Source organism: Serratia sp. 22264 (assembly GCF_052045345.1).
GTDB classification, from domain to species: Bacteria; Pseudomonadota; Gammaproteobacteria; order Enterobacterales; family Enterobacteriaceae; genus Serratia; species Serratia plymuthica.
On record NZ_JBQEOY010000002.1, the window covers coordinates 192,701 to 207,444 of the forward strand.

9 protein-coding genes are annotated in these 14,744 nt (G+C 44.0%); 2 read left to right on the top strand and 7 right to left on the bottom strand.

Annotation, left to right across the window (positions count from 1 at the left end; translation table 11 throughout):
• Window positions 1-429 precede the first annotated feature (429 nt).
• Complete coding sequence (locus tag ACTJJ1_RS11875; RefSeq protein WP_440833782.1) at window positions 430-1,032, top strand: restriction endonuclease subunit S; 603 nt, start codon at window positions 430-432, stop codon at window positions 1,030-1,032.
• Window positions 1,025-2,506: an N-6 DNA methylase gene (locus ACTJJ1_RS11880; protein ID WP_440833784.1), complete on the top strand. Its 1,482-nt coding sequence runs from the start codon at window positions 1,025-1,027 to the stop codon at window positions 2,504-2,506. The genes ACTJJ1_RS11875 and ACTJJ1_RS11880 overlap by 8 nt, the downstream gene beginning before the upstream one ends.
• A gap of 45 nt (window positions 2,507-2,551) precedes the next feature.
• Here ACTJJ1_RS11880 and ACTJJ1_RS11885 read toward each other — a convergent pair whose 3' ends face one another.
• The 7 genes from ACTJJ1_RS11885 to ACTJJ1_RS11915 all read right to left on the bottom strand — a co-directional run bounded on the left by ACTJJ1_RS11885 (window position 2,552) and on the right by ACTJJ1_RS11915 (window position 14,723).
• Entirely contained in the window at window positions 2,552-3,265 is a 714-nt protein-coding gene (locus tag ACTJJ1_RS11885) for a M48 family metallopeptidase (RefSeq protein WP_440833786.1), read from the bottom strand.
• Window positions 3,265-6,360: a type I restriction endonuclease subunit R gene (locus tag ACTJJ1_RS11890; RefSeq protein WP_440833788.1), complete on the bottom strand. Its 3,096-nt coding sequence runs from the start codon at window positions 6,358-6,360 to the stop codon at window positions 3,265-3,267. Before ACTJJ1_RS11890 ends, ACTJJ1_RS11885 begins: the two co-directional genes overlap by 1 nt.
• Window positions 6,357-8,381 carry a DUF262 domain-containing protein gene (locus tag ACTJJ1_RS11895; RefSeq protein ID WP_440833790.1) on the bottom strand — a complete coding sequence of 675 codons (2,025 nt, stop codon included), beginning with the start codon at window positions 8,379-8,381 and terminating at the stop codon, window positions 6,357-6,359. The genes ACTJJ1_RS11890 and ACTJJ1_RS11895 overlap by 4 nt, the downstream gene beginning before the upstream one ends.
• Complete coding sequence (locus ACTJJ1_RS11900) at window positions 8,374-9,807, bottom strand: DUF262 domain-containing protein (protein ID WP_440833792.1); 1,434 nt, start codon at window positions 9,805-9,807, stop codon at window positions 8,374-8,376. The genes ACTJJ1_RS11895 and ACTJJ1_RS11900 overlap by 8 nt, the downstream gene beginning before the upstream one ends.
• Window positions 9,804-11,165 (bottom strand): restriction endonuclease subunit S, encoded by a 1,362-nt coding sequence (locus ACTJJ1_RS11905; protein ID WP_440833794.1) that lies wholly within the window; start codon window positions 11,163-11,165, stop codon window positions 9,804-9,806. The genes ACTJJ1_RS11900 and ACTJJ1_RS11905 overlap by 4 nt, the downstream gene beginning before the upstream one ends.
• Window positions 11,162-13,624, bottom strand: coding sequence for a type I restriction-modification system subunit M (locus ACTJJ1_RS11910; protein ID WP_440833796.1), 2,463 nt, complete (start codon window positions 13,622-13,624; stop codon window positions 11,162-11,164). Before ACTJJ1_RS11910 ends, ACTJJ1_RS11905 begins: the two co-directional genes overlap by 4 nt.
• A 181-nt stretch (window positions 13,625-13,805) precedes the next feature.
• Window positions 13,806-14,723 (bottom strand): restriction endonuclease, encoded by a 918-nt coding sequence (locus ACTJJ1_RS11915; RefSeq protein WP_440833798.1) that lies wholly within the window; start codon window positions 14,721-14,723, stop codon window positions 13,806-13,808.
• Between the last annotated feature and the right edge of the window lie 21 nt (window positions 14,724-14,744).

Consider the following 14,744-nt stretch of genomic DNA (forward strand, 5'->3'; position numbering starts at 1 on the left):
AATTTATAAATTTCATAACGTTACTTGAAATTTAGAGTGTTAGGAACAATCACTGGTGAAAATAGTACGACCCTACTATTGCGGAAGAAGTATATAGACTGCTATAGTATTTCCACTGGCGTAGTAGGGTTCTACTACAAATGTGAGAGGGTGAGTAAATAACAGTTCCCGCTGCTATTTACTCTTAACATTCTGCTAAAAAGTGCTATGAGAGACTCTAACAAAATGAAAGAGAAAAAGTATCAACCCCTGCGTAAAAAGTCAATGAGGAAGAGAGTTGGTGTAACTTGTATCTTCATGCTGATGCATGCGTTACCCATCTTTTCATTACAAATGGATTTAGATGTACATATGGGAGATGCGAATTTGAAACACTCGATTGTGCTTAAAACTACTGGAGGAAAGGGGGGGTAATCTCCCTAACTTACTATGAAAAAAATTGTTACATTAGAGAGTGTTGCTGAGATCCGCTTAGGGATGCCCTTTAAATCGGCGATACAAGATGCTGGTGAGCAAGGCTCCTGTTACCTTATCCAGACAAAAGATATTGGACTTGATGGCATTCTAGATCTGGACGCTTTAACTTCTGTTATCCCAGAAGGTAATCCTGAGAAACATTACCTTTTCCCCAATGATATTTTATTACGTCTACGGGGGCCTGTGTTTTCAGCCGGGATTATCGGAGAGAGCAAAGATAAACCAACTATTACGTCCAATCAATTAGCAGTAATTAGATGTCATGAGAATCTAATATTACCACATTATTTACATTGGTATATAAACTCTACTTCTGGAAGTAAATATATTCTTAGTATGAGCGAAGGTACTAGTATTAGTAAGATTAACTCAAAAACAATTGCTAAAATGAATGTTAAAATTCCAACTTTGGAAGATCAAAAGAAAATTGGTCTTATAAATAGAAACTGGATTAAACAAAAAACTATCTATAATTCTCTAATACAGAATGGCGATGTGTTCTTTGATGGCATATGTGAAAGTATCATTAATAGTGAGATGTTAGAAAATGAGTGAAATGATTGCGCTTCGTAAATCACTTTGGCAGGCTTGTGAATTGCTAAGGATGAAATTTGACGCTTCTACCTATAAAGATTATATATTTTCAATGTTATTATTGAAGTATGTTTCTGATATGAAAAATAGTTGCGCTGAAAATTTAATTTCAGATATCTCTTTAGATATGCTAAAAATAATTTCTAAAATTCCAGAGAAAGCAAGTTTTTATCATATCTATAATGAGGCTAAGCGTGATGGAGAGTATGTCGGGGAGAGGGTTGATGACTCATTAAGATTAATTGAACAGGCTATTGATGCAGTCTGCCAAAGTATAGATGGTCATTTATTTGATTCTATACAATTCGCTTCAGTTAATTTTGGTGCAAGATCAGAAAGAGATCGGATGCTTTACGAGTTACTCAGTATTTTTTCACTTCCTGAAATGGACTTTAGTTATAACCAAGATGGTGTTAATAAGATAAAAGTGGCATGTGGCTATCTTTTTGAAAAGATTTCATCTGACTCAGCAGGGCGAGGCATAGAGTTTTATACTCCAGAAGGTATTTCATTGCTAATTGCAGAGTTGTTGCAGCCTAAGGAAGGAGAGAGTATTTGTGATCCTACTTGTGGGTCTGGTTCTCTTTTAATTACCTTAGGTGAAAAAATCAAAAACTCCTATAGAAGCAATAATTATACCTTGTTTGGTCAAGAGGTTAATAGATCTAGTTGGGTTTTGGCTAAAATAAATATGCTTCTACATAACGAGATGAATAGCCGGATAGAATGGGGGGATGTTATATCAAACCCTCAGCTTCTGGATTCTGATAATAGATTGATGAAGTTTGATGTAGTTGCTTCTAACCCTCCGTTAAATATTAGCGGTTGGAATCATGATGATTTAGTACGTAATAGTTATGGTCGTTTTAATTTAGGTCTTCCACCTCAGACTAAGGGTGATTATGCATTTATTTTGCACATGGTTTCAGCACTTAAGAGTGCAACTGGGAGAATGGCCATACTGGTATCTCACGGAGTATTGTTCCGTGGAGGTCAAGAGGAGAACATAAGGAAAAATTTAGTTGATGAAGGATTATTGGATGCGGTAATAGGTCTACCAGATAGACTTCTTCCTGGGACAGGGATATCAACCGCCATTTTGATCTTTAGGAAAGACAGAAAAAACTCCGATGTCGTATTTATTGACGCATCTGATTTGGCTAAACCAGTAAAAGGGCGTAATGTAATAACAAGCGAAATCATTGAAAAAATATCAAAATGCTACTTTGATAGGAGAAGTGTTGACAATTTTTCGCATGTAGCTTCTTTTTATGAAATTCAAGAAAATGATTTCAACTTAAATATATCTCGATATGTTAAGAAGCATGAAGAGTTGGCTCTTGTAGATCTTGAGAGATTACGTCAACAACGTGACGACCTACTATCAACATTGCATGAATTAGAAAAAGAAATGCAATATTTTATTGATAATTGATGGGAATGGTTGATGCAATAGTATCAACCATTTTCTGATTAAATTTCAATACTCCCAGTGATTATAAGCCAATGGCATCTTATTCAACTTAGCTCTGTGTTCACGCCAGTTAGGCAAATGAATACTCATCAGGCCGATAAAATGCTCATTGTGCTTGCGTTCGTGTAGATGAACTAGCTCGTGAACCACAATGAACTCAAGGCATTCAGGTGGTTTTTTTACCAGTTCGAGATTGATCCAGATACGTGCTGTCTGTGGATTACAGCTACCCCATTTGGTCTTCATTCGCTTGATGCCAACAAAACTGGCTTCAGCCTTTACCTCTGGCTGCCATTTTGCCATTAACTTAGGCAGTCTTTGTTTTAAAATACCACGATACCACTGGTTGAGAACCGCTTCCCGCTGGGCCGTATCATAATGCGGAGGTACCTTCATGCGTATCCAACCACCCTGAAGTTTCACTTCAGCGGGCTTATCTACTAAAACTACATCCAGCCGATATCCTCTTCCCCAAAGGTAGTGTGTTTCGCCACTACACATTTCTCGTTCACTCTGGCGCGGCTGAGCCTGAAATTGTGCTTGCTGCTGTCGGATCCATACTAGCCTTCTGACTACAGCCATCCTGATAGCTGTGTCTGACAGAGAGACGGGAGCTGACACTCTTACTCGGCCATCCGGAGGCAGTACACTGATATGCAAGTTTTTGATTGGCTTACGCTGCAAATCGAGAGTGAGCTCACCAAAGGTAACCAATGGCATCAGCGATACTCCTTCTGTGCCTTCACCAGGGCCATTACATCTGCGACCGTCACTGAATAACCTTTGATCTCTTCCGCGATAGCGAAACTAATCTCGCGTTCTTTAAAACGATCCCCATACCAGTCGGCCTTTTTGGTATGACGGACTGCAGCATCTATCTTTGTCACCAAGACTTCATCCTGCCCGAGGTTGTCAAACAACGCTTTCTTGGCGAGGGTATCAATATTTGCTGGATAAGTACTTTTACTACCTGACTGCGGATGTTTAACCTGCTTCGCCAGTTCACGTACGTGCTCCAGATACTCCTGATAGGAGATCGCCTGTTGACGACGAAGTGCGATCAGTTCATCAAGCAACACCGACATTTTTTCGTAGTATTTCGGGTTGACTGGGTTTTCATCAACAATGGTTCTGCGAACGTTATTTTCAATCGCTTCAGCCATGGCCTCTTGGTTGCCACGCATGTCAGCTGGAAGTCCATCCAGTGCTTCTTCTCCGCGTTCAATAATCAACTCAAGCAGTCCTAGTTCCTCAAAATCCATGAGAGTTTCACTTGGATCTGCATCAACCCAAAGATCCAGCATCTGCCGCATACCTGGCTCGAATTGTTTCATGTCCACGAAATCGCCACTGGCAATTTTTATTTCATCGCGGACTTTTGTGTAAAACTCAACATCGATGCGGATTTGATTTGCCTGCTGCTCGCTATAACCAGCATCTGTTAGCTCACCTGCCAGATTGGTAAAAGCACGGATAAGCTTCGCTACGGATTGATACAATGTCAGACGTAAAGCTTCTTTCTCAGATAACTGCTCTATCGACGCCCCTGATTCCCCACAGAAATAATGCTGATAATCAAGTTGATTGCGTGGCATTTTTACTGGTTCGCAAAGGGTGCGAACGGCATCCAGAGCACCATCCAGATCGATTTTTGCCTGTTGCAATCGGTCCTTCAGTAAACCGGCTACGTCTTCTTTGTCGTAGCCATCAAAAGCTTCTGCGGTGTAGTCCTGTACGGTTTTTTCCAATGAGCGGAAAAGGTCTTTATAGTCGACAATATAGCCATATTCTTTATCTTCACCATCCAACCGGTTAACGCGACATATCGCCTGGAAAAGGTTGTGATCGGCCATTTTCTTGTCGATATAGAGGTAAGTTGCTGAAGGAGCATCAAAGCCAGTCAATAACTTATCAACGACTATCAGAAGGCGCATCTGACCTGGTTCTTTGATGAAGCGTTGTTTGACCTCTTTTTCGAAATCACTCACACGTTTGGCTGCTTCAGCCTCAGGTTGTTCAAAATATTCCGCAAGCATTTTGCGGTAGATGTTGTACTTGGCTAGTTTCTCAGTCAGTCCTTCACCGCTCTCTTCGCCTTTAATCTCACTGGCATTTGGCTGGTAGCTCGTCACAATCGCACATTTACCGGCAAAACCTGCGTCACTAAACATCTCATAGCATTTGCAGGCCTGATAGACGCTGGAACAGACCAGCATGGCGTTACCTCGGCCGTCGGCGAGCCGTGGTTTTTGTTCAAAATCGAGAAGGATGTCAGCCACAATCTGTTCCAGCCGCGAGCGGCTCGACAACAGCTTCTGCATCGAAGCCCATTTCTGCTTGAGCTGCTGCTGGCCAAGGCGAGAAAGTTTAGATGTCTTAGCATCAAACCACTGGTCGACTTTTTTCTGAGATTTGACCCGCTGATCAATGTCACGAGCTTCGTAGCGCAGGTCCAGTACAACCCCATCATTGACTGCTTCATCAAATTTATAAGTGTGGATATAAGGCCCGAAGACCTCCACTGACTTCTTCTTATCTTTCTTCATCAGCGGGGTACCGGTGAAACCGATAAATTGTGCATCTGGCAAAATGCTTGTCATTGCCGCATGCAATTTGCCGGATTGGGTTCGGTGGCACTCATCCACAAGCACGAATAATTTTCCCTTCGGGCTAAAATCGGCAGGGATATTTCGTTTTATTTGTTCGATAAAATCGTCCGTGTCAGCGTCTTTGTCATCCTCCTCCTGACGACCAAACTTATGCACTAACGAGCATATAAGCCAGGGCTTGGTTTGATTCAGGCGAGTCACCAGGTCCGCACCGCTCCGAGTGCGAAGGATCTCTTCTTCCACACCGTTAAATACTTTCTCGATCTGTTCATCAAGTTCTGTACGGTCGGTAATGATCAAAACTCGGCTGTCGGTAATATTTTCTCTGATCCACTTTGCCAGCCAAACCATTGTCAGGCTTTTACCGCTGCCCTGGGTATGCCAGATAATCCCGCCTTCATTGCGTTGAATAAACGGTTTTGTTGCAGTGACGCCAAAATATTGGTTATGACGGCAGGTTTTTTTCACTCCAGCATCGAAAACGATAAAGTCGTGGATCAATTCCAGCAGGCGCTGTTTATTGCATATCTGAGCCAGGTGACGATCAAGCATGTAGGCGTGAGGTGATTCCGCGGCTTCTTTCCATTGAAGGTAATATTTCTCCGGCGTTTCGATTACACCATAGCGAAGCCCTTCTAAATCATTACCGGCCATCACCAGTTGGATGGTAGTGAAGAAGTTGCGGATGAAGGCTTTTTGCTGATTATCGAGGTTTTGGCGGATGCCCTCTGAAACTGACACTGTAGAACGTTTTAGCTCAATGACACCAAGCGCAATACCATTAACATACAGCACCAAATCCGGGCGCTTTTTATTTTCACCGTTGTAGGTGACTTCTTCAGCTATCGCAAAATCATTGGCTTCTGGATTTTTCCAGTCCACCAACCACACGGTTTGATTCTGCTCACCAGCACCTTCTTTATCCTTCACTCCGTAGCGTAGCAGGCGATACACCTCTTTGTTTGCATCATAGAGGATACGGCCTTCACCGAGGCTTGCGGCTCGATCCAGTTGCCGTAATGCTCGGGCGATTAGGACTTCTGAAACGCCGCGCTTTGTTAGCCAGGCAGAAACTAAGCTTGGTTCGATGTTCCGGTTGTCTTCTCTTTTGTGCCAGTTACCAAGATAGTGATAACCGAGATGATCGGTGAATAACTGGATAACACGTTTTTGTGTCATGCGTTCACGTTGACCAACACTGTTCATAACACCTCCCTAAATACGCTATCACTACCACTGGTTAACACTGCCAGCATTTCCGCTTCGTGAGTGGCGATTTCTTCTTCCCCCCACTGATTGTTCTTCTTCATCAGCTCCATCATGGCGAGCAGTTTCAGACTATCAATTTCATTACGTTCAAGGCTCGCTTCGAAGTACTCTTGCTTTTGTTTTGGCTGGAAATTACTAAGTCGCGAATTCTTGCTGTGGCTAATCAGGCTAAGGTTGCCGAAGGAATGCAACGATGTATCTGGTAATGTCCTAAAGCCATCCATGGGGTGCTGAGGGTAGAAATGCTCTAATGAACTTCGGAAGGTAAATTCAAAACGTTTCACTACCTCAGCTTTATTTCTGTCACGACACCACAGTAAGTAGTCCAGGTAATTGAATACCAAGTTGTTTGCTATCACCCCAAAGCGCATCTTCTTCTGAATCTTGTCCGGCAGTACCGCAGGTTGGAGATGTACCTCTTTACCGTAGATAATCTCAAAATATGATTTTGGTTCTTGTTCTGCCAGAAAGTTTTGAAAGACAAACGCGGAGGCAAGATGCTCCAGATACTCGAGGTACTTCCTTGCATCTATTTGGTTTTCAGCGGAATGGGCATTAAACAGGTAGTACAAAGCCCCATTCAACCAGTGCTTGTAAACCAGAGTAGGGGTTGAAACGTGGAATGCGGAAAGCAACATCAAGATCTGTCGGTTGATGTCTACATAGCTATCATCATCTTCATTAAACGTATTGGTATAGCTGGTGCTCTTTTCTGAATACCAACGCAGGCGCTTAAGGCTCCACCCATCGCTACCTTTAGCGAATTCTCTTTTTATCACGAAGTGATCAAAAAGATATTTGCATTTGATAAGTGCAAAGATGAAATTCTGTACCGCTTTAACCGGGTCATTCTGCTTTAATAACCGAAGTTCGAACTGTTCTATTAATTGTTTGTCATCAAGCGGAACATCTACTCTCACCTCCCCAGTTTGACTACAGACACGCAGCACATGGAGCAGGAAGTTGGAGAAGTTGATAATACTATTAAAACGCTCTGAGCTACCTTCATCTTCTTCACCTCTATCACCACTTATGATTGAAGATGACTTGATAATGTCAGCCAGTGTGCGGTTTGTTTGGTTTTCTCTTGTGCCAAGCTCCGAAGCCGGTGGGATAAGCATGTCAGCTAGAGAATTAAAATCAGCAGGCACAAATTGCCCCCAATTTTCCTGCCCAAATAATTGATGACGTTCGGCTGGTGTAAAACCGTACTGGACATAACGTTCCATGTTGGAGCAAGCATCCCAAACGCGTGAGAGGGTGTTAAGGTTGCTCTGTCGATCTTGCCGGTCCGTTATCTCGTTGAGCACCGCCATTAGTCGAGCTTTTACCACCTCATGCTTTTCGAGTTGCTCACCTCGATTGTTCATCACCTCAAAAAAATGATTGAGGTCGGTATCGGCAGGCACTTCTATTCGGGCAATTTGTACATGGTCGAAAAGGTAGGTACAGAAATGATTTAATGACTCACCAATCAGCTTCAAGTCGCGTAGTACCTTGCCAATAAGTTCATAGCCGTTGATCAGCCCGTCATTAAATTCTTTGCTCCGCAGTTTATGCGGTTCCACGCCTTGCCAGAGTCGAGCAAAGGTTTCGCCAGACTTAGGTCTGCTCTCAAACCCTAAGTTAATCCTTTGGTACCAGCTCATATCCAGCGTGGATTCCGCATGTTTTTTTAACCAGTTAGCAAGAAGGGATAGAGTAGTGAAACGCTGCTGTCCGTCGATTATCTCTGACTGCCCATCAGGGCGAGTGAACACGACCAACGTACCGATGTAGTAAGTTTGAGGGAGAGGGCTATGCAGGCTTTTTTGCTGATAGTCGAGTATGTCCTGCACAAGTTGAGTGATCTCACCTTCTCCCCAGGCATAGTTACGCTGGTACATGGGGATAAGGTAACGAGATGCATCACCCAGTAATGATCTGACCGTAAAGGAAGTTACCTGTGCATCACTCATAGTAGTTCATCTCCTTGAACAGCCTCACCAGCTCATCTTGCTCATAGTTACCAGTACGGCGGTTATTATTATTTTCTGAAGCCCGAATTGTGAGTAGCGGCATAGATAGCACATCACCAGGTACTTTGGCTTCTTTGATTACCCGGAACAGATTGTTATCCAGCACATACTTATCCATGGTTGCAAGTTGTACCACTTGCTGTCGGATTCGGCATCTGTATGCCCAGATAAAGCTTTTTTCAATCGCGGCAGATAACGACTGCCCGCCAAATTTGTCGATATAAAAGATCAGAGCACAATCAAACATAGTGCGTATATATTGATCCCCTGTTCGATAGCGATTTCGATAGCTATTTAACGTTCTTAGTATCTGAGTTGCCATTTCACTCAGGACTACGCCCTGAATTACTAAAGGTTGTTGGGTGTGGCTGGTAGCATGCTCACAGGAGATAATTGCCGATACCTGTTGTTGGTAATGTTCTGCCATTTCGAAAAAGCGCCTTCCATTGATAACCATCTGATCCAGATGGAAAGGGAAACGCATTTTCTGGCTATCAATCTTGCGCTGGTACTGATTGTTATAGTCATCCACGAAATGGTGAGCCATGCGTAAAGATTCCACATAAGGGAAGTGACCAATCTGATCAAGATTGATCCCCTTAAATAGACCGACTTCATCCTTACCAAAGAAACGAGCTGAATTCCCCTGTGACCACTGACGTACCCTGTAGAGATAGGATGCGAAAAGATTAGCCAGGTCATCACTAGGCAATCCTTCCCAATGGGCAACGGATGCAGCTTTCAGTTCTACTTCATGGCTGGCGAACTCACGTAGATGGAAGGCTTTAAGCAGGTCGTGTGGATCCAGATCTCGCCCACGGGCATTTTGTGAGTCGAAGAATTGAAAGGCTTCAGAAAGGTCAGTTAGTACAAAGACCACAACCTGGCAGCGATTGAGAAGAAAATCGATATGCTGTTCGCTGAATTCACGGTGGCTAATCCTGCGTTTTAGCTCCTGATAATTTTGGTACAGATTGTATTCCGACACTTGGCTAGCAAAGCGTTGCCGCTTCATAAAACCTTTAACTATGGGCTTTAGCTGGGCCAGCGTTTCTCGCAAATCCCCGCGTTCCAACCCTGCAATCCGTGTTTCGATAAGGGCCCATACGGCCAGTAATAATGTCAACGTTCGTTGCTGGCCATCGACGATATCCAGTCTATGTTCTTCATTGCTCTCAGCCTGATGAAACACTACTGAGCCCAAGCGATAAGCCGATTTATCAAGATGGCTATCAATATCAGCAAACAGTTCGCTGATATTTTTCACTGTCCATTTATAAGGACGCTGATAAGTCGGAATTGTTACGCCAGTCAGGCTAAGTAGACCCTTGACCGACAGAACTGTCTTATCAAGGGTATGTTTCATGACATGTGATCCAATGGCAAACGGATTCGTCCAGTAAGTAGTTGTTGCATCATTCCTTGTATTATATCGCGAGCCTTGGCTAGTTTTTTCTCCAAAACCGCGAGCTCAGCGTCCATATCTGAAAGGATGGTGGCGATGGCGGTTTGTTCTCGTTTGGACGGAAGAACAATCTTTAGTGTTAAAAATTGGCTTTTTGAAATATTGTAGCGAGTAGAACCTTGCGCCATAATTGAAACAGCAGTTCTTCCTGCATCAGAGCGAAACCAATAAGCTAAATACAACGGTATGTACTTAGGCTGCGAATTGGCTCTAAAACCAAAGCAAAAACTATTAAGATATAGTTTATCAATATCTTCGGACATCAAAGAACAAAAGCAAACTTCTTCCGGTATTTCTGAAGACCCGTTAAATAAAAGATCCCCCGGTAAAACTGGGTTTTGAACCTCGTGAACATTAACCCTCTCCAGCAGACCCACATTGACGATAACATTTGCCATAATGTTAGTAAATGGAACGTATAAACTGTTACCTGAGCCAAAGTCATCCTTACTTTTCCCTGACAGGCCTCCATAGGTTGCGCCCATTTCTCCCATTGTCACAATTTCCCAGTCCTCAGGAATTATTCCGAGCTCGCTGGGCTGATAGTTCTTAAGAACCCCATCCGGTTGTTTAGCAAATTCTGGTAGGCGAGTGTTACCAGTCAGAAGCTGTTGCATGGTGGCAGTTTTGATTGCCTGTTTTTTTGATATTAAATGCTCAAGTTCTGTGATCAGCGCATCGGTATCAGATAGCACATTAGCAATGGCAATTTGTTCTGCGACAGAGGGCAACGGTAAGCAATACTGTTTAATATCATTACTAGTAATGTTAGGATCTTTTCGGCTGCTACTGGCAACCATTTTCCAGTAATCAACATTATAATTAAGATTATATAGCAAATATTCAGGCGTTAATTTGTTTTTGTGAGGGGAAATAGATACAAGGGCTTGGTTTATTGCTGAATCAATTTTCAGAAGACCTGTTCGTCCAATTTGATTGAAGCCGCCATACATTGCAATCAGAACTGATCCAGCTTTATGTTTTTTTAAGCTAGTTTCATTTAATGCTGAGTCAGTAACTAGTTCTTCAGTTTTCCAGATAGCTCCATTATTCAAGTCCAGTGTTTTAGCCCAAGGATGAACACCGGATGAATAATATTTATCAAAAAGCGCTCTTGAAGGAGTCGTCCCTCCACCAAATGAGGCTAGTTCATTTAGGTTAATGACATCCCAATCTTCTGGAATAAGTCCCAACTCTGTATTCTTATAGCCCACAGGAATTGCCTTTTCACTACGAATTTCTACTGAATTATTCATCATGCCCACTCGATCCCCATAGCCCGAATGTGAGCAACAACTTTGGCTTCCAACTCAGCTACATTTTTAGTTAGGTCTGGCAAAGTAAAGCTATAGCGTTCCTCCAGTTCTTTCACACGCTTTGCCAGTCGCTGAGTAACACGCTCAATTTCCCCAATGAAAGCACCAGCTAAGCTAGCGCGCCATTTATCTTGTACCAATAGTAGTTTAATGTCGCTATCTGTAAGCTTTGAATAATGAGAAAACACTGCAAAATCCAGTTTTTCTTGGGCTTCTTTATGAGCTCTTTTTGATTGGGTCTCGGCTTCGAATAATCCCTGAGCAGCTTTTAGCGTAATCTTTTCTTCTTTATCCGTGGTAACTTTAAGGCGAGCCTTAACACTGGAAGCTGTTACTTTTTCTTTGTCGTTCATTGCATCAGAAAGCAACCCATCTTCACCGCTGTTTTCTTCAATGAAGCTTTCAAGTGCTTGGACTGTTTCATCATAAGCAACTTGGAGCTGATCAAGCTCCAGTTTCTCGGTAGCAAAATAGCGAGCTACTAAAAGGGCTGGCGGCAACAGTTCAGCCTTATACTTTTTCTTGCCTATTACCAGATCCGGTGTTTCTTTGAGTTTTTCTCCTTTTTCGACAATAAGTTCACGAAGCACTTTGCCCGCCTGCCAGCCATCCTGACTCAGGACATAAACATCGTCCTGCATGACATTCATCCAGTAGTCCATCAGTAACTGATAGATGGCGTAGTTCTCAAGTAGCGGGGTGTCAGCTGTAGTTTCAGAAGCATAGGCAGCGAGGAGCCGCTCACCAATCTCTTCAATCAGCTGTTTGGGTGAGTCCCCACGAGCAATTTCTTCAAGCTGACAACCTGCAAACCACTTTTCAAAGGGTATCAGTGCTCCTGCTTTGAAAGCGGCAAATTCCGGGTGTGCCAGGATAGTGGTCTTTACTTCACTTGCTTCGACTCGTGCATTGCTGTAACCAGGCCGGGCTGGTTCGAACAGATCCTGACGTAAAGTTGGGAAAATTTTCCAGTAAGCACTGAGAGCGTCAATATCGCAATTAGGAATGCCGCCAGCCAAATGGCCCGAAAGGTCGTGCAGATCTTCCGGATCGCTGCTATCGATATAGCGAGGGATATTGAGGTTGTAGGCGTTGTCAGCAATTTCAGACAGCGGTATCAGGCGGCTAAAGCGAGCCATTTCTTGTTCGCGATTGAAGGCATCTACAATTTTGTGGATATCTTGGGCACGTAAGCGGTTTTTATTGCCGTCCTTAATAAAGCCCTTACTGGCATCGATCATAAAGATGCCTTGCTGACTCTCGCCATTAGCATTGTACGCTCGGAGTCGAGCATCTTCTTTATCGATGACGATGATGCAGGCTGGGATACCTGTGCCATAGAACAAGTTAGCAGGCAGGCCAATAATGCCTTTAATGTAGCCCTGCTTGAGTAGATTTTCACGAATACGCGCTTCGGCATTGCCCCGGAACAATACGCCGTGAGGCAGGATCACTGCGCCTTTACCTGTGCTCTTGAGACTCTTGATGATGTGCAGCAGGAAAGCATAATCACCATTTTTTTCTGGCGGTGTACCCCAGATAAAACGGTCAAAAGGATCGTTCGCAGCATCCAGCCCGCTGGTCCAGTTTTTGTTGGAGAAAGGGGGGTTGGCTACAGCAAAGTCGAAGGTTCTCAGATTATCGTTGCCATCCTTCCAGTGTGGATCGGCTAAGGTGTTACCTTTCCAGATTTTAGCGGTGGCGTTGTCATGCAGGATCATGTTCATGCGTGCCAGTGCGCTGGTCGCATAATCCATCTCTTGCCCATAGATAGTTAGCCCCTTGGGACCTGCTTCATCACTGGCTTTTAGTAATAGTGAGCCTGAACCACAGGTAGGGTCATAAACGGTAGCATCCTGTGGTGTCTGTTTGCTGATACCAATCACTTTCGCCAGAATGCGTGACACCTCTGCAGGGGTATAAAACTGCCCCTTGGATTTACCTGACTCTGTAGCAAAGTGGCGCATCAAATATTCGTACGCATCACCCAGTAGATCGTCTCCCTCGACGCGGTTGGCTGAGAGATCCAACCCTTCGAAGATTGCCACCAGCTTGGAAAGGCGGTCGATCATCTCCTTGCCTTTACCCAGCTTGTCTTCATCATTGAAGTCGGCAATGTCGATAACACCTTTCAGGTCATTAGCTTCAGCCAGTAATCTGATGGTTTTATTAATTTTTTCGCCAATTTCTTTGTTGCCCTTGAGAGCAACCATATCGTCGAAACTTGCACCTTCCGGCACTTCAATCATCGCGTAAGGGTTGCCCTTAGCTTTGTCAGAGACGTACTTCATAAACAGTAGGGTCAACACATAGTCTTTGTACTGTGAAGCATCCATTCCGCCACGCAACTCATCGCAGCTCGCCCAAAGGGAGGAGTAAAGTTCGTTCTTCTTGATAGCCATATGGTGTCCGGTGAAACAATACTGAGAACGCAACAGGGGGTAACAAGCACCAGTGCTGAAACGCTGCCTGTGGCGTGAGAAATTGGATAAGAGTTTACCAAGTTGGAAGCGTTGAGACTATGCCGAGGTACCCAGGTCAAACTAAAGCAGTATTCAAAAAATGAAGTAGTTTGCTGATACATCACTGATCAAAATAGTCGCTATCAAGCTTAGGGACCTTAAGCAGCCTTGAGCTCACGCCAACCTCATTGTCCATCATCAGGTGCACAAGCCGGTTGCCGTCAATGAGCACCATGCCTTCCACCGAATGAGCAAATTCAACTGCATGCTTGGTAAAGCCAGATGTAGTGATGAATACGCCACGTTTGGCTTTCTGCCCCACAAGTGCGCCGTAGAAAGCATGCAATTCAGGGCGCCCCACGGTGTTTTGCCAACGTTTGGCTTGTACATACACTTTTTCCAGACCTAGCTTGTCCAGTGAGATAACGCCATCAATACCCGCATCACCACTGCCCCCAACGCGCTTTAGATCATCGCGATGGCCTCCATAACCTAAGCGATGCAGAACATCCAGAACGATGATTTCAAAACGGCCGGGAGATACTTGAAGTAAGTTCTCAAGTAGTTCTGCTGCAACAGCATCGCGGATCTCTTTAATGGATTGTTCTAGTCGATCATCCGGGCTGCTGGTAAGCATGGCTTCGCTGTTAGGTACCTCCACCGTTGGGTCTAAGTCTACTGCATCCTTGTTTTGTTGAAGCTTTACGTTGGTGAAAGCCAGTGCGATATGCTCAACTTCGCTATTCGTTAAAGGTTGGGGATGTTGTAGTAGCCAGTCGACCCCTTTAGCAGTTAGGCACCATTTCCCTCTAGATAGACTTTGCGACAACCCCGCACGCTTCAAACGATCGTGTGCCCAGCCGGTGCGATTTTTGTAAACTAATTGGCCGCTGGCGATGGTTTCTGCTCGTTGTTCTTCGTCCAAGTTCAGTAAATCTGCTGCAGCATCTTGAACATCTCGCGAGAGGGCACCTTCAGGTTTAGTCCCCAAAAAGCGCAATACTGGCTCGATAAATTGATCGTATGTAGGCACTGACATTGCGGGGCTCCTAATCCTTAT